The following is a 26,174-nucleotide window of genomic DNA, read 5'->3' as shown; positions in this document are numbered from 1 at the left end:
AAAACATGAAAAAATTTGAAACATTAAGTTCAAGGGTAGTACCTCTACCGATTGAAAATATAGATACTGATCAGATTATCCCGGCTCGTTTCCTAAAAGCAACGACCCGTGACGGATTCGGTGACAACTTATTTCGCGATTGGCGCTATGAAGCGGACAATAAACCAAAGGCGGATTTTATATTGAACGATCCGACTTATTACGGAAAAATATTAGTCGCAGGTAAAAACTTTGGTTGCGGATCTTCAAGAGAACACGCCGCCTGGGCGATTCAGGATTATGGTTTTGACGTTGTTGTCAGCTCATTTTTTGCGGATATATTTAAAGGGAATGCCTTGAACAATGGTGTATTGCCGATTCAAGTTCCAGATGATTTTTTGAAAAAGATTTTCGATGTAGTATTTGCCAATCCTGCAGCCGAAGTGGTCGTTGATCTGGAAGCACAGAGCATAACACTCCCTGCCACAGGAGATCAATATATTTTTGAAATCAATCCATACAAAAAGTCGTGCTTAATTAATGGTTATGACGACATCGATTACATCTTAAGTCAAAAAGAATTAATAGAAGAATTCGAACAACACAGATAATGCCGGAACCTTTCGTCCAGATACAACTGCTTAACGTTCAATACGCAACACAAATCGTATTGGATAACCTCTCGTGGACTATCGAGCGAGGGCAACACTGGCTTATCGGAGGAAAAAGTGGAACGGGTAAAACCACCCTAGGTAAGGCGCTTGCAGGTGTGACAAGAACAAGTGGAAACACATTAATTCATTTTGACACGGCAAGTCACTTACCTGCAAAAGCATACTATATTTCCAACTGGTTTCAGTTTACCAATCTGGAAGGAGACCGGAATTTTTATTATCAGCAGCGCTACAATAAACATCAAGGGCAAGACACCTTAACGGTAAAGGCTGAGTTGGAACATTTCGCGCAGCAGGAGAATTTAGATTTTACGGAAATAGAAAGCAAATTGATCGAATTTGGCTTTGCCAATGTACAGCAATCGCAATTGATTGAGCTTTCGAGTGGCGAACACAAAAAACTTCAGTTGGTAAAAGGCCTGTGGCTTAAACCACAACTACTAATCATTGACGAGCCGTATACTGGCTTGGATAAAAATTCTAGGATTGTATTAAACCTGTGGCTTGACGAACTGGCCGACGAGGGTGTACATCTTGTTATTATCAGTAATGACACCGCCCTTCCCAACGCTATTAATCACTTCACACAATTGCGGGAAGGAAAAATAGATGAAGTTACAGGCCCACTTGCCTTTGTAAGAGAAAGTGTACGGCAACCTAGGGCTCTACCCACGTTTTTAAAAGAAGTACCACATACACCCTATGACACTATTGTACGATTAAGTGGTGTACATATTCGTTATGGTGAGAAAAATGTATTAAAAAATGTTTCCTGGGAAGTAAAGGTTGGTGAAAAATGGGTGTTACAGGGGCCTAATGGATCTGGTAAATCGACCTTATTGAGTCTAATCAATGGCGACCACCCGCAATCTTATGGAATGGATATTCTTCTGTTTGGTAATAAAAGAGGCTCGGGTGAGAGTATCTGGGACATTAAACATAAAATTGGAATTATCTCTCCGGAAATGCACTGGTATTTTGATCAAAATGCAACAGTATGGCATACGATAGCATCAGGATTTTATGATAGCATCGGCTGGTTTATCGATGTCAAATTTCAGGAACAAAAACAGATTGAAGAATTGATGGCTTTTTTCGATTTAACGGAATACAAGAATCAATTGCTTCATACTTTGCCGTTGGGCAAACAACGCTTAGCATTACTCGCAAGAACGATCATTAAAAATCCACCTTTATTGGTGTTGGATGAACCTTGCCAGGGTTTGGATAGTGACCAAACCCAATATTTTAACGATGTGGTGGATGAGTTGGCCCAGCATGGAAAAACATTAATCTATGTAGGTCACTACGAAAGTCAACTACCGAAATGCATCGAACACCGGATTGTATTAGAACAGGGCGAAGTCATCGCCATAGAAAATATATTAGAAAACGTTTAACACTGCAATGAAGAAAAATATTCTTATTATTCCAGGTGATGGAATTGGACAAGAAGTAACTACTTGGGGAAAGCAAGTATTGGAAGCTGTAGCCCAAAAATATAACCATGAATTTGTTTTTGACGAAGCTATTATGGGGCACACCGCTATCGAAGCGACTGGAGATCCACTCCCTGAAGAAACCTTGGAGAAAGCAAAAGCTTCCGATGCTATTTTATTTGGTGCTATTGGACACGCGAAATACGATAATGACCCTTCAGCAAAGGTACGCCCAGAACAAGGTCTCTTGAAAATACGCAAAGAATTGGGTCTATATGCTAACCTACGGCCAATCTTGTTATTCGATGAACTATTAGACGCTTCCAGTTTGAAGCCAGAGGTGTTACGTGGAACAGATATCTTATTCTTCCGCGAGTTGACAGGAGATGTGTACTTCGGCGAAAAAAAACGAAATGAGGACAATACATTTGCTTCTGACCTGATGAACTATCATCGTTACGAAGTAGAGCGGATCGCGCGCAAAGCATATGATGCTGCACGTACACGTAATAGAAAACTGTGCTCTGTCGATAAGGCCAATGTACTAGAAACCTCCCGCCTTTGGCGCGAAGTTGTACAGGAGATTGCACAAGAGTATCCTGATGTGGAAACCGAACATATGTTTATCGACAATGCTGCTATGCAACTGGTAAAGAATCCAAAGAAATTTGATGTGGTATTGACGGCGAATTTGTTTGGTGATATCTTAACGGACGAAGCTTCACAAATCGCAGGATCTATGGGAATGTTAGCTTCAGCTTCTATCGGTGATGGAACGGGATTTTTCGAACCCATCCATGGCTCGGCGCATGATATAGCAGGTCAGAATAAAGCCAATCCATTAGCTTCCATCCTATCTGCTGCATTAATGCTCGATATTGCGTTCGGCTTACAGGAAGAAGCAAAACTGGTGACAACAGCCGTAGCGGAAACATTGAAAGCAGGGTGGCGAACGGGTGATATTGCCAATGCAGAAACTGCTTCCGATAAGATGTTAGGCACAAACGAAATGGGTGCTAAAGTCTTGGAGTTTATTAAATAGTATTAAGATATGAGCATTGAGTATTAAGATGTTGACTATGCAACCTATGGCTTATTGTAGCCAGTTGTCTCATTACCCAAATAATTGGATAAAAAGATAATCCTGCATAACTTTATAACTCGATGACCTCTTAATGTATACTTTATTAATTTTTTAATTTAAAATTATGTTACACGATCCGAATCACTTATACATCTTCGACACGACGCTTCGCGACGGTGAGCAAGTTCCTGGATGCCAATTAACGACGATAGAGAAAATCGAAATCGCTAAAGATCTAGAACGGTTAGGCGTTGATATTATTGAAGCTGGATTTCCAGTATCAAGTCCTGGCGATTTCCAGTCGGTTGTCGAATTATCCAAAGCTGTAGACGATGTGATTATTTGCGCCTTAACCAGGGCCAATAAAAACGATATCGATGTAGCTGCTGATGCTTTAAAATATGCCAAGCGTCCGCGTATACACACCGGAATTGGCTCGTCGGATATGCATATCCAATACAAATTCAATAGTACCCGGGAAGAGATTTTGGAAAGAGCTGTAGCGGCTGTGAAACATGCGAAATCATATGTCGAAGATGTCGAATTCTATGCCGAAGACGCGGGACGCGCTGATCTAGCTTATTTGGCTCAAATGATCGAAGCTGTCATTGCTGCTGGTGCTACTGTAGTTAATATCCCAGACACAAATGGCTATTGCCTACCCGACCAATATGGTGCTAAGATAAAATATCTTACAGAGCATGTGAAGAACATTGACCAGGCTATCATCTCGGCACATTGCCATAATGATCTTGGGTTAGCTACTGCCAATTCTATTGCTGCAGTGCAGAATGGGGCTCGGCAGGTAGAATGTACAATCAATGGTATCGGAGAGCGTGCGGGCAATACATCATTGGAGGAGGTCGCGATGATCTTAAAAGTACATAATCAATCTTTTGGAAATCTGAGCTCCAATATTGACAGTACCATGTTTACCTATATTTCACGAAAAGTGAGCGACATGATGAACATGCCTGTACAACCCAATAAAGCTATTGTGGGTCGAAATGCTTTTGCGCATAGCTCAGGTATACATCAAGATGGTTTCCTAAAACATCGTGAAAATTACGAAATCATCCGTCCTGAAGATGTCGGCCTGGAAGAAGCCGATATTATCTTGACGGCACGGTCTGGCCGTCATGCGTTAAAACATCACTTAGAACGTCTTGGCTACCATTTGGATAAAGAAACCTTGGCGGATACATACGAACGTTTCTTAGCTATCGCAGATGCGAAAAAGGACATTAATGATGAAGACCTGCTTTCCTTAGTTAAATAATATAGATCAAGGATGAAGGAATAAGGATTAAAGACATCTTTGATCCTTATTCCTTCATCCATTCTCCCATATAAAATGGACCTATCAACATTAGAAATAGATTCGCTCGCGGCGAAAGAACGTATAAAAGACGTTGTTACACGCACACCGCTACAATACAACCTGCATCTTTCTGAAAAATATGGCGCAGACGTATACCTAAAAAGAGAAGACTTGCAAGTCGTGCGTTCGTACAAATTACGGGGAGCCTACAATAAGATCGTGAGTATATCCGAAGAAGAGCGATCCCGTGGAGTGGTATGTGCCAGCGCCGGTAATCATGCACAAGGGGTAGCACTGTCATGTAAAAAACTGGGTATCAAAGGTGTTATTTTTATGCCCGGACCAACACCTCGTCAAAAGATCACGCAGACGGAGATGTGGGGAAATGGCCACATCGAAATTGTGTTGACGGGGGATACCTTTGACGATTGCCAAAAAGCAGCAATGGAATATGCTGCCGAACATAGCATGAATTTCATCCCTCCTTTTGACGATATTAAAATAATTGAAGGACAGGGGACCGTAGCTGTAGAAATCATAGAAGATCTTCCCGACCTAGACGCCATTTTGCTTCCTATCGGTGGAGGTGGTTTATCATCGGGAGTAAGCTTTCATATGAAAAAAGTTGCTCCCCACGTAAAATTGTACGGTATTGAACCAGAAGGAGCTCCATCTATGCAAGCAGCTCTTGCGCATGGCGGCCCCATCGAATTGGACCATATCAATAAGTTTGTGGATGGCGCGGCGGTCAAAAAGATCGGCGCCTTGACCTATGCCATCAGTAGCCAATTACTGGACTCTGTAAAATCGGTGCCGGAAGGGAAAATCTGTACCTCGATTTTAGAACTCTATAACAAAGATGCCATTGTGGCGGAACCAGCTGGTGCGCTTTCCATTGCCGCTCTTGCGTTTCACCAGGAAGAAATCAGAGGTAAAAAAGTAGTCTGTGTTGTTTCAGGCGGTAATAACGATATCGATCGCATGAGCGAAATTAAGGAGATGTCGTTGTTATACGAAGGGTTCAAACATTATTTTATCGTTCGATTTCCGCAACGGCCAGGTGCTTTACGCCTTTTGGTTACCGAGGTACTTGGTCCGAAGGACGATATTACCCGTTTTGAATACATCAAAAAAACTGAACGAGAACGTGGTCCGGCACTAATAGGTATCGAGCTTAACGACCCCAAGGATTATATTAGCTTTATCGAGCGCATGAAAATGTACAAATTTGATTTTATCGAAATTAATAAAGATCAAACCCTATTCGAGTATTTAGTATAAGAAAACTCGGTAATTAGTGGGAGCGAACAGCTGTTAACGTTTCAGAAGTTTATTGAGGACAATGGAGGTCCTGCTTGAGCATCAGTTGACAGCCAATTCAGCCGAAATTAAACACAATTGATTCATCTCTAAAACATAAGATCAGTTTTATTGTTTCCTTATAAATACTAAATCGAAAAAAAATGAAGACAACACTCTTACTAATGATGACGATGGTATGCACCATCGTATTTGGACAGACCGACAAAAGCAAAAGACCAAGCCCGCCAGACAGCGTAATGGTGACAACAAATGACGGTGTCACGATGGCAATACATTACAGCAGTCCATCACTAAAAGGTAGAGAAATAGGAGTAGATATCGTACCGTTAGGTCAATTGTGGCGCACGGGGGCTAACGAAGCGACTACTATCGAGTTTGACAGGGATGTACTGATTAATAACGAAAAACTGGCCAAAGGCAAATACAGCTTATACACCCTACCCGGCGAGATGCAAACAATACTGATATTCAATAAAATCTGGAACCAGTGGGGTGCTGGCAAATACGACGAAAAGCAAGATGCTTTACGGGTTACCGTAATTAATAGCAGCGGTGGTACAGCGCTGGAAAGATTTAAAATAAATGCAGATAAAGCGGGTAAGGTCACCTTGGCATGGGGCAATTATTTGCTGCCTTTTCAAGTCAAAGCTGTACAGTAGTAATTTCGTATAAATTTATAAAAGGGTATTAGAACAGTATGTTTCTGATACCCTTTTATTTTTCTGAGAAGAACTGTATTTGATAACCGCTAAGAATCTGTATGTCGTTTTGCCGAATTTTTGTTGTTATTACGCCGATCAGAAAGGTCTATATCCTCTCAATTATTTTTCTAAACTGATGCCGCTTCCAAAAGCCGGTAACAACAACCGTCCTTTGAATCGATAGCTCTGCGAAGAATGAAATACCACATTCACTGTTACACTGTCGGGCAAACTAAGGTTCCTGCACTATGAACAATATTGTCTCAAAGACTTCCAAAGGCAGTATTAATAAAAAAAATCATTTTTTTTTTGATTGTAACTTTTTTATATCTACTTTAGATTTATAGAATGAATTATGAAGCTCTATCTTGTTAAGCTAAATCGATTTAAGATCATGCTTATATGCGTAGAAACATTGGATACAACTGGATTATGATTCGACTATAGACGATACAATTAACATAACTTAAATAAAACAAACATTTTTAAATTTTTAGAGTCAGTTTCCAATAAAGCATAATTCATCCTCTTCTTGAAAGAGGGCAATTTTGTGAAAACCGACAGCTAATTAAGTAATGAAAAATATGCACTTTCAAATTGATTTTGCTAAATCGTATTAACAATTTATAAACACTGAATTAACAACCAATTGAATTAATATATGATTTCAGAATTTCATCTTATCAACGCGAATTACAGTACGAATGTGGATATCCTTGATACAGATATCTCCCATTGCACGAACGAATAAATTATAGAATAAATCGTCAATTATAATAAAACTAAAAACCTAAATTTATATGAAGGAGAAATTTCCAAGCACATATAATGTCGGTATTCCTGCTGTGTTTTTTATGCTATTACTTCATGTTCAGCTCTTTGCAAGACATAAAGAAAGAGTCTTAAATGAACCGCTCTCCCTTAATGTACTGCAGGATACAGTGCCACAGCTGTTGGATTCGGTCTTTGAGCTGAATTTTAAAAATATCAGGACTAGATCCGTACCTAAGCCTATTGAAGACATTGCTCTTTATGGTAACGCAACGATTCCTCAATTGCTGAAGGGTGAGGCTGCGGGTCTCTACATCAGCGAACCGACTGGTGAACCGGGAACCCCGAACTACATGTTTATCAGAGGTATTTCTTCTCCGATATTCAGCAATAAGGATGTTTATCAGAACCAACCTCTGGTTGTCCTTGATGGCATCCCTATGATCAGCCCTCACCCATTTTCTTACATGATCCAATCTTACGATATTGATCGGATTGGCCCTGAGAACAATTTATTGAGCAATATTGACGTGGACAATATTGCTTCCATTGAGGTGCTGAAGGATATGGCAAACATCGCGATTTATGGCCCCATAGCGGCGAATGGCGTTATTAAAATCACATCTAAGAAAAGCGCTAGCGACAATAGAAGAAGAATAAGCGTGAACAGTTTTGTAGGGATGGCGAGCAGACCACAGGTGACTACCATCAATGGCGGCTATGAAAACCGATTTAGACAGCAATTTTACGACTTGTATACCACCAACGGACGCTACAATGCGGATGACACATACCCCGTGTACTTAAGTGATTCATTAAATCCCCGCTACTACGGCCCCTCGAACTGGAGCGACAGTTATTACAATAACGGACTAAACTATGGTATAAATGCCAGATTATCAGGAGGAGGGAAACGCTCTAATTTCCAATTTTCATTGGGCACACTGCAAAATTCAGGGATCGCCGAAGACACCAATTTCAAGAAGTACAATGCTCGGTTTCAACTGGATCTGCAACCACTCAAATGGCTATTTTTCCACACCACCATCAACGCGGCACGTCTTGACAGGAACAGAAACAAAAACCTCCGAAACCGCTACGCCATGCTTTCGTATCTACCCGATTTAAGCGCGCCGTTGGCACCTAACAAAGATGCTTATGATAGTTATCGGCTGATACATGACAAAGGTTTTGACAATAACTTTTCGAATATCTTAGAAGGCAATATGGCACTCAATGTACAGTTTGGATCCTTCAAGCTTAAATCAAGCATGTCGGTGGATTATAATGAAGGGTTTCGCGACCTCTTTTACCATAGCAGCTTGATGGAACGAAATAACTTTGCTTCCAACTATTACGGCTATAGCCAGCGATTGATATATGATAATGTAGCTTCTTATGACTTGAAAATGGACAACAGCAATCTTTTCTTGGAAGCGGGAAATGTTTTACAGTGGGATTTGCATAAATATAATTATGCCTATGCATACAAAGGAATTAACGACCATATTAAAATCAACCTGTTGGAATCGGATCCCAATAACGGAAATTTCCTAAATCCCACCGCTTTTCCAAGACAGCTAACCTACAAGTTTTTGGACCGTACACGCCACAACCTTGTGTCCTTCTTCGGTCGTGGAACCTATAACTTAATGGATAAGTATTCGGCAAGTCTATTGCTTCGTTACGACGGGTCTTCCAATGCTCAGCCAACGAATCGCTGGCTGTTTACGCCGTCTATCGCGTTGGGGTGGGACATTAAGAAAGAATTCTTACAAGACAACAATGCCTACCAGAGTTTCAAAATCAGGGCCAGTGCTGGAAGGCTAGGTATCCTAAATATGTACGACAATATTTCCCAGGGGCCGAACTATACGGCACAGATTGGTTATACCGGAAACGTCATCGTACCGGCATACAACGGGATCGCAGCTCTAGTAAGGCCGTATGAAGATGGATGGGTTGGATACAATATGCCCTGGGCCTATACCGATCAAGCGAATGTAGGACTTGACATCCAACTGTCCAAACGAAACGCTTATATCACGTTGGATGCTTATATCCGGGATAATAAAAATCAAGTATTAACGATTCCTGCCTATGCGGAATATGGATATGAATATAGTCTAGAGGCAGGGATGGACGTACGTAACACCGGTGTCGAATTAGCTTTTGGCGGAGATATTATTGCTGGTTTGGAACGCAACTTTCGCTGGCACTCCGGGATCAACGTAGCCGCCAATAACAACAAATTAACCGCATTGCCTGGCGGGCTCGACGAGGTGGTCATCCAGAACCGTAAACTTAAAGTTGGTGAACGGGTCGATGTTTTCTGGGTGCTGGAAAACGAAGGGATTTATCAAACGGATTCCGAAGTACCGGAAATAAACGGTGTAAAGAAAAACTATAATGGAATAACCTTTAAAGCCGGGGATCCCATATGGACGGATCAAAATAGTGACAACCGCATCTCTTCCGAAGATCGGCTGATGCATGGTAATCATATTCCCAAAGTAACGGGTTCATGGCAGAATGATTTTTATTACAAAAATTTCGACCTGAAGGTTAATTTGTATTTTAATCTGGGACGACAGATTCTCAATCAGGAAATGGCAAACCGCTTTGATTTTATCAATAACGAAAATGCGAAGAATGTCAATTCTATTAAAGAAATCACCTATTGGGAAAAGCGTGGCGACTACAGCAAGTATCCGTTATACAATCCTTGGAGCACAGTCAATGCCTACCAATCTTCGCAGGATCTCTTTCTTGAAAATGGTTCATTTATGAAACTAAGACAAGTGTCGCTAGGGTACAATTTTTCCGACCTATTGGGATCGCAGTTGGGCGGGGGTAAATTTTATGGTTATCTCTCAGCAAATAACCTCTTCACGATTTCAAACTATTCAGGACGTGATCCAGAAATAGCTAATTCTCTGGGGTACGACGAGGGATACAACATGATTATTCCAAGGACGTTTTTAATGGGTTTTAAATTGAATTTTTAATATAGCCACATGAAAAAGATACTTTATTATTTGATGTTCTTGATCCTACTATGTACCAGTTGCAACAATATGCTTGATGTCGATTCGACACGGGTGGTTTCGGAAGAAAACATGTGGGAAAAGATAGAAGATACCCGAGCAAAATTGATGGGCGTATACGCCATGACCAAGGCTGCCTTAGTAGACCGTAATGCTTTTTGGTTATACGGCGAAGTCCGGAGCGGCGAGTATGCGATCCCCTCACGAATGGACCTACGGGCCATATCAGCTAACGAACTGAACGCCAACGACCCTACATTAGACGCTTTGCGCAACTGGCGTCGATGGTATGCCGTAGTCAATGAGGCCAACATATTTCTGGAGCGTGCACACGAGGTTCTTGAAAAAGACGAGCGTTATACACAAAACAATTTAAATGTAGATTTGGCGCAAGCCCGTTTTCTGCGTGCCTTCGCATATTTTAACATGACCCGGATATGGGGCGATGTACCGCTGATCACAAGCTCTTCGGAAGGCAGCTTTATGACTAAAAAGCGAGAAGAAAAAGAAAAATTAATGGCGTGGATCGAAGTTGAGCTTCAACAGGCTGCTGATCACCTTCCGATACGATACAGCGTAAACGAGCCGGAGCAATTAGGAAATTACTACAATGAAGCCACGTCCCGCTGGGACGGAGCACTGGCTACAAAAATTGCAGCTTATGCCATCATGGCGCACTTGGCAGCCTGGCAAGAAAATTACCCCGATGTGGCATCCTATACGGCTTATGTTATGGACAATTATACAAGGGCCAATATCAACTATGTTGCCACGTCAAGTTTGGTATCCCCTAGCGGATTCTTTTTTGACAAACACAGTAGCCAGATGTTTGCCTTCCCTTCTATTTGGGGTCACGTGGAAGCAAATTTTACAGGTCAAGTAGAAGAACTCACCCTGGCCGCTCCAGTTGTGAATAAAAGTATTCCCGATATGTACTACACAAAGGAGACAATCTCTGCTGTATTTAATGAACCGAAAGATGAACGCTTTAGCATAGATACGTTGGGAAATCCGGTTACTGAAAATTATTTTAGAAATTTCAATGGCCGCTACCCTATTCTGAGTAAGATAAAATGCATTCAGGGCGGAAATACCGATCCTTCCTTTCGTATCTTCTCGAGTGCCCTTGTTTTTTCGAGACTGGAAGACATGGTCCTGCTGCGGGGCGAAGCACTAGCTGTGCTGGGCGATCGGAATGGAGCAGTGGAAATGCTGGATCGAATCCGTGAAAATAGAGGCCTAGCATTATATACAGAGGCCAACAACGGCGATTTAGTAGATGCTATTTTCAAGGAAAGGCGTCGGGAATTGATGGCCGAAGGACATCGCTGGTATGACCTTGTACGATATCACAAAATTAAAAACAACGATCCAGACTTTGTACAGTTGATTAGAGAAGGTGGGATTTATTGGCCTATTGCCGAATCCTTGCTCCGGCAAAATGTGCTTCTAGAACAAAATAACTACTGGCAATAATGTTTAATAAAAAAGAATTATCATGACACTCCGAATAGTATATCTTTTATGCTGCCTATTGGCGCTTTCCTGCACCAAGGACAACGGCATGTATAAGCATGAATTGCAAAAATCCCAGTTCAATGGGGATATATATACGTATCTTAAAAGCAAGCCTGGTGTATACGACTCTTTAATCAAAGTTGTTGACCGGGTCGGGCTGGACCAAGTACTGACCAACGATGGCGTGACCTTATTCGCACCGACCAATGAAAGTTTCAGGCTGGCAATAGAAAACCTAAATATTGTTCGTAGACGTGCGGATCAGTCTAGGGAGTACCTAGTAGACGTAGATTTAGCACATCTAGACACGATGATGTCACAGTATATCGTGCGAGGCAAGCTAAACGGCGACTCGTTAGCCTCTAAGGATGGAAAATCGCTAGTTGATTTCCGTTATGGATACCCTATGCACGGAAAACTGACAGAATCCTATTCCTCGGGCTATATTCATGGAGGACCTTCGGTTATCGAGTTCAGCGACACTAAAAAGAGTAGCTTTATACGCAATTGGGTAACGACTAGTACTGCATCCATTAATATTGAAACCACAAATGGTATCGTACACGTATTGTCGCCCGATCATGTGTTTGGTTTCGCTGATTTCGTAAAGAGATTGACCTATATACCTCCTCCACCAAATTTATTTGTTACCGTAGGCGGCACGTTTAGCGCATCAACGGAACACAGCGGTGGCCCGAATGCGCAGGAAGCATCCAAGTACGTCTTCGACGGGAATTCACAAACCAAATTCTTAGTAGGTTTCAGCAATTCTTTATGGATGCAAGTACAATTAAATGAACCTTCTGTGGCCAATGCCTACACGTTGACCTCGGCCAACGACGTGCAAGATAGAGATCCTATTGATTGGCGTTTAGAAGGCTCTCATGACGGCACCACCTGGACGCAGCTGGATTCAAGATCATCCGAAGAATTTGTAAATCGGTTTATGCAACGTGTATTTAGAATCAGAAACACCACCGCATATACCTATTACCGTCTGACCATTACGCGAATAAGGGCTGGTTCAACATTCCAATTGGCAGACTGGTCGGTAAACTACGAAGAGTTATTATAGAACAGATGAAACTTAACGATAACCTATATATGATGAGTTATATGAAATACAAGGTTTTGGGAACGGTAGCAAGTGTTTTTTTTGCGGTAACATCCTGTACTGAAATGTACGACTTGCCGGAGGATAAGGATTTTATCAGCGAAAACCTAAATTATACAAATAAGGTATTAGAACCCAGATTGGGGATAACGACAATCATGAATCCGTTAAATGCGGACAATTCTACACTACCAATCGGCTTCGAGATCATCAATCCCCGTTTTGGTGACGGTAGACCCGTAACTGACTTTTTACAGGTCGTACCGACTTATGAATGGATTGCCGAATACGATGGCGAGGAGACCTCGCTACAGGAAATTGAGAACAAACGTCATTTGGTAGACAAACCACTCTTTGAAGTCGATGCGGGAGGCCGCTTTATTATGCATGCCACAGCGACAAATGAACTTGTGACGCCTCGTCCTGCAGACACCGTACTAAAAACGCAAGATATTCGCTTTTTTGACCTCAAACTTAGCAATTCAGGTGGAATACGCTACGTTAAGGACTTTCAACTTATTCCCTGGCGAGAGATACCGTATGAGCCATCAACCGATATCAACCCGTACACAGGCGGTATTGCACCAGATCCCAATGCCCCAAATGATCCGAGGAAAAGAGCATACATTGTACCTTCGTTTATATCGAATATTGTAGGCGAAACCACAAATGTGCTATTGGAGAATAACATTCAAAAGAAAGATATAGTTGTCTATATCCGACCTTTTGAAGGAGGTAATGGAAATAAACTTCGCTTCAAATTTTTGAATAAGGACAGCATACCTATCTATCCCCTCGATTTCAATGAAACACGCTGGGATGAACTAGTGCATGGGTTCAATAAGGAAGTAACGGCCGAATATGTGCAATACGATGTGGCTTATCCAATTCCGCTGACTTCCATACGCACCATCTATTCGATAGGAGATAGGGTGCAGGCTGAGTTTGGCTACTCGCGCATAGGCTGGGGTGGCACACGGGAAATAGCCTCCTTCGGTCTAAATTTTAAGATCTTTAAGAAAGGCGATTGGGAAATCGTTTTTCATTTCAAAAACGACAATCCAAAATTTGACAACGAATAATGCAGCTCTCTATGAAAAATAAAATTATATATAGCATACTTCTATTTTGTATAGGTCTTTGTCTTCAAGGGATTGCACAAACCACCGTGCGAGGGAGAGTATTGGACGAAAACGGCAGAGGTCTCGCTGGTGTCACCGTCATAAATACTTCGACAGGCCGTGCGTTGGTCGCTACGGATGAAAATGGTGGGTTCTCAGTTTCCATAACGGGAAGCACCACGTTATTGTTCAAACTAGTGGGCTATGTAGACCAACGGACACGTACTAGCGGACAGACCAACCTAACTGTCACCATGGAACCTTCTGAGGATACGGAGTCGGTAGAGGAAGTAGTGGTAACACGCGGTTATGTAAAACGGCCCAAAGAAACCTCTACGGGAGCATCCAACATCATCACAGCGGATGACATCCGTGATATACCCGGATCTTTGGAAACTTTACTACAGGGAAGGGCTCCCGGACTTAATATACAGGTGAACACGGGCGCACCGGGATTTCGTGGTACGACGCAAATACGCGGTCTTTCCACACTGGCCACGGCGGGCTCAGGAAATGAATCCATCCTCATGCCTACCTCTCCCTTATACGTAATCGACGGAGTACCATTGGATGCGGATAGGGCTTCCGAAATGGGCTTACAGCAGCAAGGACCGGGTATCAGTCCGTTGTCCATGATTCCGCCAGAAGACGTGGAAAGTATAGAAATTTTAAAAGATGCCCAGGCGACTTCTCTTTATGGTTCATTGGCCGCTTACGGGGTAATTATCATCAATACAAAAAGAGGAAATTCAGAAATCCCACGGATCAATTACGTCAATAATTCATTTATGCGGACGCCTCCCAAATTACGGGAAACCTTAGGCGGTAATCTTGAGCGTAGGCTAAAGCTGGAGCAGATTTTTGGAAATGCATTGACACAGGATGATATCGACCGCATACAGCAGACTCCGCATTTATCGGATAGCTTGAACGCGTATTTTAACAACTCTACAAACTGGCAAGATTTGTATTTTCAGACCACATTCAATCAAAGCCATAACCTAAGTGTCGATGGCGGTAACAATGTACTATCTTACAAAGCCAATATCGGGTATCATACCGAAACGGGTATTATTCGCAATACAGGTTTTGACCGCTATTCGACCAACCTTCGGATGGATTATAGTCCGGATTCTAAGCTTCGCTTTACAGGACAGGTGTTTGCCCAGTTAGGTAAGATAAATAAAGGCGATGGTACGGGCATACTGCAAACAGGTGTCGCCTCTGGCGGAATGTCTTCCACTTTACTCCCGCCGCCTTCTTTCTATTCGGCGTCATCGGAGTACATCTCTTCCATTAGTACAAAAAATGACAATGTTAAGCGGTTAATCCGTCCTTATATTGAAGGATCATATGAAATCTTAACTGGTCTGCGCCTTACTTCGGCACTGAGTTATGAGTTTGTTTCTGACACTGAAGATACGTTCTCACCTGCAGCGGCTAACAATCAGTTTTCGAAAGTCTATTCTTTTGCCGGGAGGCAAACGCAACTGTATAGCCGCAGCTCGCTGAATTACAGCAAATCCTTCAACGAGGCACATAATATCTTTATCAACCTCTTCAACGAGGCTCGCAACGTGACCCGGCAGGATTTCCCGATTCAACAAGATCGCACACCAAACGATAATTATCAAGGTCCGTTAGGCTATGATGGGTATTTTTCACGGGGCGGAGGGCTATTAAACAATTTTAGAAACGAAAAAGCGCTATCCTTTGCCCTGTCTACTTCTTACGACTACAAAAGAAGATATGTCGTTGATCTTTCCTATCGTATGGATGGCTCTTCAGGAAATGGTTTTGGAAACCTTTATACGAAAAACCCAGCGCTCGGCTTACGTTGGAATGCGCACAATGAGGAGTGGGTAAAAGATAATGCCTCCTGGATAAGCCTAGCTTCCATACGCGGAAGTTGGGGGATTAATGTAATGCCAAACAGTACGCTGGAACGAATCTACGGTCGGTATGATATTCAAGGCAATTATAACCAACAAGCCGGGATAGGTATTAATTTTGGTCAGATTCCTAATCCGAACTTGAAGCCTACAACTTCGATGCAATATAACTTCGGGTTAGATATTTCGATATTTAACAATCGCGTGGAGTTTGTCTATGACACCTATTACAAAAAGGTGGACAACTTGCTCTTCGATCAATTTTTGAACAATTCCGTCGCTTTCAATGTGCTAGCGTCCAATGATGCGGCGATCGCGAACTATGGGCATGAATTAATGTTAAATGTTAGGCCTTTACGCCCGGGAGGCGATTTTAATTGGACATTCTCCATTAACGGTGCACTCAATAAGGATGTGCTATTAAAATTGCCTGCGCATTATGGTGGCCAATTTATCAAATTTAGTGGTGATCCTGTAGATGGACAGCATAATGTATTCCGCGTGGGTACGGCTACGCTTTCCAACTACCTGTTAATCAATCAGGGCGTATATGCGCATGACCAAGACGTGCCAATTGATCCAGCTACTGGCTTGCGTTACCGCACGGCAGATGGAACCTTCTTTCAGGCTGGAGATCCGATTTGGAAAGACATAAACGGGGACTACATTCTTGATAGCCGTGATATGGAACGGACTGGCAACTCCCAACCGCTGGTTACTGGTGGGGTACAAAATACATTTACCTATAAAAATCTCCAGTTTAGCATGTATGCATCTTATACGGCTAAGCGTACGATCTTGAACAATGCATTAGCCGAGCGCATGGGACTCATGTCCGATCCCTTTGGAAAGGACGGAGATAATAAAGTCGTGGTACCACTAGACGGATATGATATGTGGCGACAACCGGGCGATATAGCCAAATATCCCTATGCTTACGCCTACACACGAAGCGGATCAGTAAACCCGTTTCGTTACGATCAAACCTTATGGGCAGAGAATGGCACTTATTTTAAAATCAACAATATTATTTTGGCCTACAATTTCAGCCGCGACGCCTTGAGACGATATGGACTACAACGACTGCGTGTGTATGCTTCGTTGGATAATGTGGTAACATTCTCTAGCTACAGCGGACCGAATCCAGAAAACGTAACTAGTCTCGGACGTGATCTCTCCAATGGATATCCCATACCTAGGACATATAACGTAGGTTTAAATCTTTCATTTTAATTATGCCATGAAAAGAAAAAATTACATGATATACGATAAGATAATCAAAAGACTGCTCCTGGCAGCGGTCTTTTTGATGACGACCGCTTGTCAGAACTATTTAACAGTAGAGCCGATCGACCGTTTAACAGGGAATAACTTCTACCAGTCGAAAGAAGATGTGGAAGCGAATATGGCCTTTATGTACGCTAAGTTTTTTGAAAAAATTCGAGAAAGCTGGGTAATGGGAGCCACGGGAGAAGCGCGCTCAGGCGAAATTCAGGCAACTGTTAATGCTGGCGATTCAAGGACGCGTCCGCTTGACCCCGCCGAGCGTACGGTCGTAGAAGTATTGGGCGCCAATGCGCTACCAATAGCAATTAGTTCTATCATGTTTGAAGATTATGAACTAGGAAAAATTACCGACTGGACCGGATATTATCAGGTTATCCAAAGTGCCAATATCTTGCTATCCAAATTGGAAGAAGGTATTCCGGGGGTAGACGGTACTGATCAGGCGCGTTATACTGCGGAAGCAAAATTTATCCGTGCCTTCACCTATTTTTGGATGGTTCGCCTATATGGTGATGTGGTGTATTACACCGATCCTTATTTTTCGAATTCTCTACCGCGTGAACCGATGGTATCAGTACTCGACAAATGTATTGCCGATCTGGAGCCTCATAAGGATCAGATGCCTTGGACATTTGGCGATCCCGCCGAAAGAGGGGCTCGTCCTGGACGAGGTGCTATTATTGCGCTGCTGATGCACATGCACGCCTGGAATGCTTCTTTTGATCGCGCCAATAGCCAAGCACATTATACGGAAGTAGCTGAATTAGGAAAAGAGTTGATCGACAGCAAGGAACATCGTTTATATAGTCTGACGGCGCAGAATTGGGCCGAAGTATCAAAAGGAAGAACAGAGGAGTCCTTATTTGAGTTCTACCGTAGCATCAACTATGGAGACGACCAGTGGCTTTCGGAAGATTGGGACAATTTTAATGTCAGAAACCATTATCAATTTTGGAGTCATTTTTTAAGATGGCCATACCTGTTCCCTAGGCACGATAAATCCATAAGTGCGGCTTACTTTGTTTCTGAGTATATGAACAGCATCTATCCGGAAGGCGAAGCCGATCTACGTCGCGACATGTGGTTTGACGATATTGCCTCGGATAACGGCCAGTTTGCGCTCAAAAAATTTGGGTATAATGTGTTTACGTCGGGAAATGAACAAGGATACCCAGCGAACTCGATTATTATCTTTAGGTATTCCGACGCCATCCTGTTGCAGGCAGAGGCACTTGCTGAGCTCAACCGTGACGGCGAAGCTACTGCCGCTGTCAATCTGGTTCGGAGTAGAGCAGAAGCATCGCCATACTCAGGCGGCGGTGGCAATGACCTGAAAGATTTTATCTATATGGAACGATGCCGGGAATTGATCGGTGAGGCGCACCGCTATTTTGATCTGATCCGTACCCGACGAATTCTTAGTGCTGCATGGACTATGGCTCCGATGAACTTAGACCAGTATAACCGACGAGCCTGGACCTGGCCATTGAATGAAAGTGCAAGGAGGTACAATCCCCATATCGTGTTAAATGAATATTGGACAACAACAGGTAGATAATAATGAACGTTATGATGAAATCAATAATAAAACAGGTTGCCTTAATCTTCGTCTTGACAACACTGCTGTTTGCTTGTAAGGAGGACGAATATTATACAGATGGTGGACGTGCAGAGGCTGTCTTCGATGGTACGATAATGGATTATCTGGATGCCAAACCCCGTGAATTTGACACTATCGCACAGATTGTGCGCCTGGCAGGCTTGGAAGATAAATTCACCAACGAAGAATTCACCTTTTTCGCACCCCGGGACGAGGATATAAAGCAATTGATCGGTTCTTTCACAGCGGGGGGACTAAATGCCCAGCTTTATGCCCTAGGCTTGGATACTATTAAAGTATTGAGCGATGTGGATCCTGTGATCTGGAATTTTTACCTGCATCGGCATATATTCAATGGTAAAAACAAACTGGCAGATTATCCACAGGTCGATTACAGCCTGATGAACGTTTATGGCGGTCAGTACTACCAATCCCAAGGCGATGCCGTTTGTAATATCGGAGTGGTATTTAATGATGCTATAAGCTCTGACGGCAAATCGGTGTTGCGTTATATGGGATACAGGCAACTACATATGGCCTATATCAGCGATCTATCTAATCCGGATGTTTATGGCGGGGTCGCTATTACATCGTCTGATATCCAACCTCATAATGGTGTAATCCATGTGTTGGACTACACGCAGACGGAATTTGGATATCGCAATGTGCATATAGGAGCAGATATTATACAAAGCAAGAGATAACGAAACATGGATGCCAGCAAAAAGGATAATAAAAAATCTATTATAACATTCTTTATATGAAAAATGGAATTATAAAATATATTGTGGAGGCACTTTTCCTGTCATTATTGATCACAGGCTGTAGGAAAGAGACGACATTTTTTTCCGAGCCGTACGGGCCCGGAAAAGAGACGTTGGGTGTGGTTTTTGATCGCTCCTTAGTGCCATCACCTGCTAGCGGAGGCGTGGGCACAATCGTTAACCTCAAGGTCTCGGGGCTTTCCAATTACCGGGACAAAGCGATTGTTAAGTTCAGCGGGCAAGCGGCGGAAATTGTGAGCCTTGACGGGGAAGATCTTCAGGTGAAGGTACCTTTATATGCAAGTACCGGTATTATGTCGATTACCATTGATGATGTTATCATTTTCGGACCTGAGTTTGAGGTAGACGGTAGAATAAAAATTGACCCGACCTGGGAGGCTAGGCAGGGTACAAACAATTCGGTAAACGACAGATTAATCACTGCAGATGGAAAGGCGATTTATATCGGCAATTTTACGGACTACAATCGAAGAGGTTTAGTAAAACCGATCAATCGACTGGTACGGACATTTTCTAACGGCGCCTACGATGTGAGTTGGCGGACAGGTCTTGGTGCAAATGGTGCACTAGTGGCCATCACACAGCTTGGCGACCGCTATTACATTGGAGGATCATTCTCTGGTTACGATATGAAGCGTGAAAACATATCGAATTTAACCAGTTTGCATCTCACAGGGGGACTAGATTCTGTCGGCATCAAGCCTTTTAGGAGACCGGACCAGTCTGACACCACCAAATATGTCCCCAGGTTTAACGGTGGATTTAATGCCGCAGTTCTCCGCCTCTATCCGCAGGATAACAAGCTTATTGCTACAGGTAATTTTCGCTACTATGTGAGTCGTCAATACGACAAACCGAACGCTAGGGAAACGCGGGATACGACGATTTTAGACAGCGTCGAAATACGGCAAATTGCACGTTTAAACTTAGACGGTTCCTTAGACAAAACCTTCCGTTTTAATGGTAATACGTCCTTTCAAGGTGCCAACGGCGATGTAAGCACGATAGTGCATGAATCGGGACCGCATCAAGGCAAGATTTTAGTCTTTGGACAGTTTACGCGCTTCGACGAAAAAACCGTGGGCTACATTACGCGCTTGAATCCCGATGGTACCATCGACAACACCTTTAATGCACAAGGAGTAGGTGCGGATTACTTCGTAACGAACGTAACCTATAATGCGGAAACGAACAAGTACATCGCTTTAGGACAGTTTACGACTTATAATGGCCGACCGGCGCGGCATATGGCTCTGCTGAATGCCGACGGCACATTGGATGAAAGCTTTCAGGCTAAGATGTTTTTAGGGGGATTTCCTAGTTATGCAAAACAGTTAGACGATGGGCTAATTATGGTATCCGGACGGTTTCTAACCTATGGAGGTGTAACCCGAAACGGCTTTATGATGATCAATCCCGACGGTAACCTAGCCGAGACGACACTGAATGCGACAGGACAGTTTTTGGGCTCTATCTACCAAGCTATCGAAACCACTTCCGAGGATGGTAAACGGGCATTGCTCTTGATGGGCGAATTCCAGAAATTTGACAATAAGGATGTTTCTAATATAATTAGAGTGATTATAGAATAAATAATGGGATTATAAAAATGGAAAAGCTACAGAGAAATATTAAGCTGCTGTTAATGGCTATGCTAACCTTGGGTCTTTTAGGTCAATGTAAAGAGGAGTTTAGCAAGACAATCCCCCCGCAGGAGGAGGAAGAGGATGTGGATGTCGTGTATGGTGAACGGAAGGTGCTGTTGCTCATTGTGGACGGTGCACGCGGACAATCAGTAAGGGATGCCAAATCCCCTACCCTAACGAAATTGCTACCAAGCTCCATCCATACCTGGGTAGGATTAAGCGAGGAAAATGCACAAGGCATTGCGGCTAATTGGACCGATATCTTTACCGGCGTGAATTATACCAAACACGGGGTCGTAGATAACAACTTCGCTACCAATAAATTGGACATTTATCCCTCTATTTTTAGCCGAATAACAGACTTTGATCCGGAAGCCAAAATAGAAATTATCAGTCCCAATCAGCAATTTTTAGCTAATTACGGAACAGACGCCGAAGCAAACCTTGCATCTGGTGACGAGGATGTTAAAAACAAGGTGATAGCCAGCCTAGGAGTGGAAGATCGTTCTTTGATTACCGCTCACTTTGAAGATGTACAGAAAGCGGGTATAAACAGTGGATTCGACCTGTCGTACAATGAGTACAGGGAGGCAATCAATAGCTTTGATAGCAAGGTGGATGGGATCTTAAAAGCACTAGAGCAACGGGAGCATTATGCGCGTGAAGACTGGTTAGTCGTTATCACCTCCAGTCAGGGGGGGCATTTTGATATCCCGGCGGGAGAAAATGACAACACCGTGTTTAGCAACCCATCGTTGAACACCTTTACGGTTTTATACTCTCCGAAATACAGTTCGAAATTTATCGGAAAGCCTTACATCGGGAATAAGCTTTCGGGGGAGTTTATGCGTTTTAACGACGTTAAATATGCAGAGCTGCAGGCTGAAAATGAACTTTTCGATCTTGGATTAAATGATTTTACGATAGAGATTAAAATCAAGAAAAACAGGGGGTCAAATAATAACTATCGGTTCAGCCATCCTTCGATAATCGGGAAACGAGAGACCTGGCAAGGAGGTTGGGATAGAGAACTGATGAACGGCTGGGTAATCCATCTTTCGGATAATTTTTGGGTATTCAATGCCCGTGGCGACGAAGGGTATGGGGAGGTCAAAGCGGATGAGAATCAGCGGCTGAATGACGCAACCTGGAATACCATAACCGTAGTTGGTCTACATCGGGAGACCGAGCGCTTTGTACGGTTATACACCAACGGTCAATTTAACCGGGAAGCGAACATCACCGGGTGGGGAAATCTAGATACCCGCTGGCCGCTACGAATCGGCTTTTTACCTACCCGAGAAAACTGGCGTTCGGATGCGTACCTCGCCGATGTAAAGATCTGGAACACGGCGATGCCAGAGGATATGGTGCAGCAGTTTAGCTGCGATATAGGCGTCGATCCAAACCACCCGTATTATGCTAATCTGGCAGGATATTGGCCAATTATGGGTGGTAGCGTGAATGGGATGCTCCTCGACGAGGGACCATTTGGGGCTAATTTAAAACTGGGTGACCCAAGCTACCCAAGTACCCAACTTAATGATTTTATATGTGCACCTTCCACGACCGAATTGGGCCAAATGGTACCTCGGACATACGATGTGCCGGCGCAAATTATCAGTTGGTTAAAAGTGCCTCGTCAATTGAATTGGCAGATGGATGGTCGTGTGTGGTTGGATAAATAATACGAAATAATGATGAAAACATTAAAGAAAATCGGTTTCATAGCTACCGTGCTGTGCGGCTTAGGAGCCTGTAAAGATGCGAACCTCGAAGACTTTGACCTGCAAGAAGGACAAGGCGTAAAGGTAGCGGCAAGCAACAACATTGGTACTATTGTAAAAACAAATGAAACACTCACTATCCCAGTGAATCTCAAATTAAGTGGAGGTGCGGCGAAAGCTTTTGAGGTCAGTCTTCAGGTAAATCAGGATACGGTAGCGAAGCAGATACAGGAGGGTAAATTAACCGGTGTGACCGCTATATCTTCAAGTGCGATACTGATCGACAATGTGGCGGAAGTGAGTTATGGATCAGACGTAGCACAGTTCCAGATAACAGTAGCAAGAACGGAGGTGGAGAAATATTTTGGCAAAAAAATAGGCATCGGTTATACCATAGACCACGCTGGCAAAGAGAATACCGTCGATCCAGCGCAAAATACGGGTATTATCGTAATCAATACGACAGAACTTTTAACCGCAGATGATATTCATTACATTTCGTTACAGACAGGTGGCAACATTATCGAAGCGAAAGACCGACAAAACTATTCCGCTAGTTCGGGAGGGATATCTGTTCCGCTTGTGGTCAATTTGGCGAGTTTTCCGGGAAGCGCATTTTCTGTGGGCATCGCTGTGGATCCCGATACAGTACAGACCATGATACAAGAAGGTGCTTTACCTTCAAATACCGTAGCTCTACAAGAAGGTGAATTCACGATTGGGGATAAGGTCAACTTCCCGAGCAATGCAAGTGAAGCTACCTTTGCGTTTGATGTTCCATGGTCCGTTATCAATAATAATCTTGGAAATCAACTGGCAATCGTGGTACGCTTAGAAAACCCTAGCCTGCATATCTTGAATACAGAAAAAAGCTTTACAACAATTTTGATCGATTGTGATAATGTGCTTGAAGAAGATGTGACACATCTAGGGGTATTTTCGGTTAATAGGGATAATAACGGTGGCGCCGATCATAATGAAGGATCGAAAAAAATGGTAGATAATAACTTTTCCAGTAAATTTCTTCTACAAAACTACATTGGAGATCTCGTTTGTACGCTCATATTCCCTGAACCACAAAAAATAGGCGCTTATACCTTAACATCTGCAAACGACGCCGCATCACGGGATCCGAAAGAATGGAACCTTCAAGGGTCTAATGACGGGGTTAATTGGACAACGATTGATAGTCGGTCGAATCAAACTTTTGCAACTAGATTGTTGACGCGTAGGTTTAATGTAGCCTATCCTGTGTCTTATACGCACTACAGACTTAATATAACGGCTATCGTTGGCGGCACAAATCTATTTCAGATCAGCGAATGGCGCATGATCAAAGTTCGTTAATCTTTAACTTTAAATGTGATTACTATGACCAGAAAATATTTGTATGTGATGCTATCCTTAGTGATAGGCTTCACTTCCTGTTCGAAAGAGGAAAGCTTGATTGTCGATGAGGAAGGACTGCTTCCGAAACCAACGTCGTCCTTTACGTATACTATCCCAGACCCTAAAGATCCGTTTACTGTCAAGTTCAACAATAGTTCTACGAATTTTGTAGATAGCAGATGGTCTTTTGCGGATGACAGCACCTCATCAGAAACATCGCCCACGCATACCTTTCTAAATACGGGAGTTTACGATGTTAAATTGGTCTCCCTAAATGAAGAGGGTTATTGGGCACAGCGTGAGGAAACGGTCAGTATATTACCGATGGACCTTGTCGAATTGATTGCTACTCCATCTGGAGGAAGTCTCCGTATGTCATACGAAACAGATATGACCATAGACAAAACAACTTGGTTTACCAAGCTTGGCAGTGCAGACTATCAACAAGAGTCGGATGCCGCCGAAATGATACTAAATATTCCACCAGGCGAGTTTGTAAATTCTTACGTCGAATTAATGACGCCAAAAGGATCGAAAACGCGAATCGACATGCTGTTAATGGCGTCGGGAATTGTGAAAGATCTAACGACTGTAGAAAACGATTTTTCGGTGTCGCATGAAAACGACGGAGGTAAAGAAGCTGGTGAAGGATCACTAAAGCTGATTGATAACAATATTAACAGTAAGTTTTTGCTTTTCAGGATAGATCAGATCGGTGGGCCATTCCATTGGCAATTTGAATACTTCCAACGCCAGATTATCAATGCTTATACCATGACTACAGGGAACGATGCTTTGGGACGCGATCCAAAGAATTGGGATATGCTAGCCTCGAATGATGGCGAAAATTGGGTAACACTAGACAGTAAAGATGATTATATTTTCCCAACTACCGGCGGGCCAGATAATAATGGACGCAAAGCAACCTATACATTTACATTCGACAATGCGACACCATACCACTACTATCGTCTTCAGGTAAGAGCTGTAGGTTCAGGCACACTCTTTCAAATGGGAGAATTCAGAATGCTCCAGTTGCCCTTGTAGAATGGCTGCTGGTTAGTTTTAATAAGATAGCCGCCCACCATAGAAATAGGTGGGCGGTTTAAGAATAGATTACTCAATTCTATTCCCTTTAGTCATTATACAAACCCCTATAAGTTTACTTATTTTTTTAATATAATCCGCAAAAAATGCCTCGCTTTTTTTGCATAAATTAGTCATTTTTTTTTGACAAAAATTCAAGTACAAAAAAGGATTTTAAAGTTATCCACATATCTTAAAACCTGTTAAACAAATCATTATATAAAATTCACCTTCACCAAGCGCATTTCCGCAGAAGTTCTAAAATTAATGTGGAAAAGTATAACTACCGCTCGCGTATAAAATATATGATATTTGTTCTACAAGAGATTTTGGCAATCTCGCAAAATCATAATTCATTAAACAGACGGTATCAGTGGATTAACCTCTTCTGTTACTTTTAAACTTAACTATAACATGGCAAGAATCATTAAATTCGAAAAAAATGACTGTGCTCCATGCGCACAAGTATCGGCTTACCTTGACAATAAAGGTATCTCTTACGAAACGGTTAATCCTTTCGATGAACCTGAATTGGCGGTTAAGTTCAAAGTAAGAACCGTGCCTACCGTAATTGTGCTGGAAGAAGACGAAATAAAACACCGTATCATAGGGTTCAGACCAGAAGAATTAGAAGCGGCTATTGTTCAATAAGAATCTCGTATTATTAAAG

18 protein-coding genes are annotated in these 26,174 nt (G+C 42.7%); all 18 read left to right on the top strand.

The features are described 5' to 3' along the window. The first annotated feature begins 5 nt into the window (after positions 1–5). The 18 genes from leuD to FAZ19_RS03500 all read left to right on the top strand — a co-directional run bounded on the left by leuD (position 6) and on the right by FAZ19_RS03500 (position 26,155). The gene (leuD, locus tag FAZ19_RS03585) at positions 6–590 is read left to right on the top strand and encodes a 3-isopropylmalate dehydratase small subunit (protein ID WP_136819212.1); all 585 of its coding nucleotides are present in this window, start codon (positions 6–8) and stop codon (positions 588–590) included. Then, positions 590–2,053, top strand: a complete 1,464-nt coding sequence (locus tag FAZ19_RS03580) for an ATP-binding cassette domain-containing protein (RefSeq protein WP_136819211.1) — start codon at positions 590–592, stop codon at positions 2,051–2,053. Before leuD ends, FAZ19_RS03580 begins: the two co-directional genes overlap by 1 nt. A gap of 7 nt (positions 2,054–2,060) precedes the next feature. Beyond that, a complete protein-coding gene (leuB, locus tag FAZ19_RS03575) occupies positions 2,061–3,134 on the top strand; it encodes a 3-isopropylmalate dehydrogenase (protein WP_136819210.1) in 1,074 nt (357 codons plus the stop codon). A gap of 166 nt (positions 3,135–3,300) precedes the next feature. After that, positions 3,301–4,455, top strand: a complete 1,155-nt coding sequence (locus FAZ19_RS03570) for a 2-isopropylmalate synthase (RefSeq protein ID WP_136819209.1) — start codon at positions 3,301–3,303, stop codon at positions 4,453–4,455. A gap of 75 nt (positions 4,456–4,530) precedes the next feature. Next, the gene (ilvA, locus tag FAZ19_RS03565; protein ID WP_136819208.1) at positions 4,531–5,778 is read left to right on the top strand and encodes a threonine ammonia-lyase IlvA; all 1,248 of its coding nucleotides are present in this window, start codon (positions 4,531–4,533) and stop codon (positions 5,776–5,778) included. 182 nt (positions 5,779–5,960) lie between these two features. Continuing rightward, complete coding sequence (locus FAZ19_RS03560; protein WP_136819207.1) at positions 5,961–6,479, top strand: DUF2911 domain-containing protein; 519 nt, start codon at positions 5,961–5,963, stop codon at positions 6,477–6,479. Positions 6,480–7,321: 842 nt separating this feature from the next. Next, positions 7,322–10,300 (top strand): SusC/RagA family TonB-linked outer membrane protein, encoded by a 2,979-nt coding sequence (locus tag FAZ19_RS03555; protein ID WP_136819206.1) that lies wholly within the window; start codon positions 7,322–7,324, stop codon positions 10,298–10,300. 9 nt (positions 10,301–10,309) lie between these two features. Continuing rightward, positions 10,310–11,815, top strand: a complete 1,506-nt coding sequence (locus FAZ19_RS03550) for a RagB/SusD family nutrient uptake outer membrane protein (RefSeq protein WP_169305552.1) — start codon at positions 10,310–10,312, stop codon at positions 11,813–11,815. Positions 11,816–11,837: 22 nt separating this feature from the next. Then, complete coding sequence (locus tag FAZ19_RS03545) at positions 11,838–12,932, top strand: fasciclin domain-containing protein (protein WP_136819205.1); 1,095 nt, start codon at positions 11,838–11,840, stop codon at positions 12,930–12,932. A gap of 41 nt (positions 12,933–12,973) precedes the next feature. Further along, complete coding sequence (locus FAZ19_RS03540) at positions 12,974–14,053, top strand: DUF5007 domain-containing protein (protein WP_229707263.1); 1,080 nt, start codon at positions 12,974–12,976, stop codon at positions 14,051–14,053. An 11-nt stretch (positions 14,054–14,064) separates the two neighbouring features. Beyond that, positions 14,065–17,217, top strand: coding sequence for a SusC/RagA family TonB-linked outer membrane protein (locus FAZ19_RS03535; protein WP_229707268.1), 3,153 nt, complete (start codon positions 14,065–14,067; stop codon positions 17,215–17,217). A gap of 7 nt (positions 17,218–17,224) precedes the next feature. Continuing rightward, positions 17,225–18,829 carry a RagB/SusD family nutrient uptake outer membrane protein gene (locus FAZ19_RS03530; RefSeq protein ID WP_136819203.1) on the top strand — a complete coding sequence of 535 codons (1,605 nt, stop codon included), beginning with the start codon at positions 17,225–17,227 and terminating at the stop codon, positions 18,827–18,829. Positions 18,830–18,840: 11 nt separating this feature from the next. Further along, entirely contained in the window at positions 18,841–19,575 is a 735-nt protein-coding gene (locus tag FAZ19_RS03525; protein ID WP_169305551.1) for a fasciclin domain-containing protein, read from the top strand. Between the two features lie 56 nt (positions 19,576–19,631). After that, positions 19,632–21,248 (top strand): DUF5008 domain-containing protein, encoded by a 1,617-nt coding sequence (locus FAZ19_RS03520; protein ID WP_136819201.1) that lies wholly within the window; start codon positions 19,632–19,634, stop codon positions 21,246–21,248. 17 nt (positions 21,249–21,265) lie between these two features. Continuing rightward, a complete protein-coding gene (locus FAZ19_RS03515) occupies positions 21,266–22,990 on the top strand; it encodes a LamG-like jellyroll fold domain-containing protein (protein ID WP_136819200.1) in 1,725 nt (574 codons plus the stop codon). Positions 22,991–22,999: 9 nt separating this feature from the next. Further along, positions 23,000–24,376 (top strand): discoidin domain-containing protein, encoded by a 1,377-nt coding sequence (locus FAZ19_RS03510; protein WP_136819199.1) that lies wholly within the window; start codon positions 23,000–23,002, stop codon positions 24,374–24,376. 24 nt (positions 24,377–24,400) lie between these two features. Beyond that, positions 24,401–25,465 (top strand): PKD domain-containing protein, encoded by a 1,065-nt coding sequence (locus tag FAZ19_RS03505; protein WP_136819198.1) that lies wholly within the window; start codon positions 24,401–24,403, stop codon positions 25,463–25,465. Between the two features lie 453 nt (positions 25,466–25,918). Then, positions 25,919–26,155, top strand: a complete 237-nt coding sequence (locus tag FAZ19_RS03500; RefSeq protein ID WP_136819197.1) for a glutaredoxin family protein — start codon at positions 25,919–25,921, stop codon at positions 26,153–26,155. Positions 26,156–26,174 lie beyond the last annotated feature (19 nt).

The organism is Sphingobacterium alkalisoli (assembly GCF_005049105.1).
GTDB lineage: Bacteria > Bacteroidota > Bacteroidia > Sphingobacteriales > Sphingobacteriaceae > Sphingobacterium > Sphingobacterium alkalisoli.
The sequence above is the reverse complement of the archived record's forward strand: the minus strand, read 5'-3'. Positions and strand labels throughout refer to the sequence as shown.

Excerpts from the sequence above, each read along its gene's own strand:
- FAZ19_RS03530 (WP_136819203.1), top strand. The coding sequence starts at position 17,225 with ATGAAAAGAAAAAATTACATGATATACGATAAGATAATCAAAAGACTG.
- leuD (WP_136819212.1), top strand. The coding sequence starts at position 6 with ATGAAAAAATTTGAAACATTAAGTTCAAGGGTAGTACCTCTACCGATT.
- leuB (WP_136819210.1), top strand. The coding sequence starts at position 2,061 with ATGAAGAAAAATATTCTTATTATTCCAGGTGATGGAATTGGACAAGAA.
- FAZ19_RS03580 (WP_136819211.1), top strand. The coding sequence starts at position 590 with ATGCCGGAACCTTTCGTCCAGATACAACTGCTTAACGTTCAATACGCA.
- FAZ19_RS03560 (WP_136819207.1), top strand. The coding sequence starts at position 5,961 with ATGAAGACAACACTCTTACTAATGATGACGATGGTATGCACCATCGTA.
- FAZ19_RS03535 (WP_229707268.1), top strand. The coding sequence starts at position 14,065 with ATGAAAAATAAAATTATATATAGCATACTTCTATTTTGTATAGGTCTT.
- FAZ19_RS03510 (WP_136819199.1), top strand. The coding sequence starts at position 23,000 with ATGATGAAAACATTAAAGAAAATCGGTTTCATAGCTACCGTGCTGTGC.
- FAZ19_RS03570 (WP_136819209.1), top strand. The coding sequence starts at position 3,301 with ATGTTACACGATCCGAATCACTTATACATCTTCGACACGACGCTTCGC.
- FAZ19_RS03550 (WP_169305552.1), top strand. The coding sequence starts at position 10,310 with ATGAAAAAGATACTTTATTATTTGATGTTCTTGATCCTACTATGTACC.
- FAZ19_RS03520 (WP_136819201.1), top strand. The coding sequence starts at position 19,632 with ATGAAAAATGGAATTATAAAATATATTGTGGAGGCACTTTTCCTGTCA.
- FAZ19_RS03505 (WP_136819198.1), top strand. The coding sequence starts at position 24,401 with ATGACCAGAAAATATTTGTATGTGATGCTATCCTTAGTGATAGGCTTC.
- ilvA (WP_136819208.1), top strand. The coding sequence starts at position 4,531 with ATGGACCTATCAACATTAGAAATAGATTCGCTCGCGGCGAAAGAACGT.
- FAZ19_RS03545 (WP_136819205.1), top strand. The coding sequence starts at position 11,838 with ATGACACTCCGAATAGTATATCTTTTATGCTGCCTATTGGCGCTTTCC.
- FAZ19_RS03540 (WP_229707263.1), top strand. The coding sequence starts at position 12,974 with ATGAAATACAAGGTTTTGGGAACGGTAGCAAGTGTTTTTTTTGCGGTA.
- FAZ19_RS03515 (WP_136819200.1), top strand. The coding sequence starts at position 21,266 with ATGGAAAAGCTACAGAGAAATATTAAGCTGCTGTTAATGGCTATGCTA.
- FAZ19_RS03525 (WP_169305551.1), top strand. The coding sequence starts at position 18,841 with ATGATGAAATCAATAATAAAACAGGTTGCCTTAATCTTCGTCTTGACA.
- FAZ19_RS03555 (WP_136819206.1), top strand. The coding sequence starts at position 7,322 with ATGAAGGAGAAATTTCCAAGCACATATAATGTCGGTATTCCTGCTGTG.
- FAZ19_RS03500 (WP_136819197.1), top strand. The coding sequence starts at position 25,919 with ATGGCAAGAATCATTAAATTCGAAAAAAATGACTGTGCTCCATGCGCA.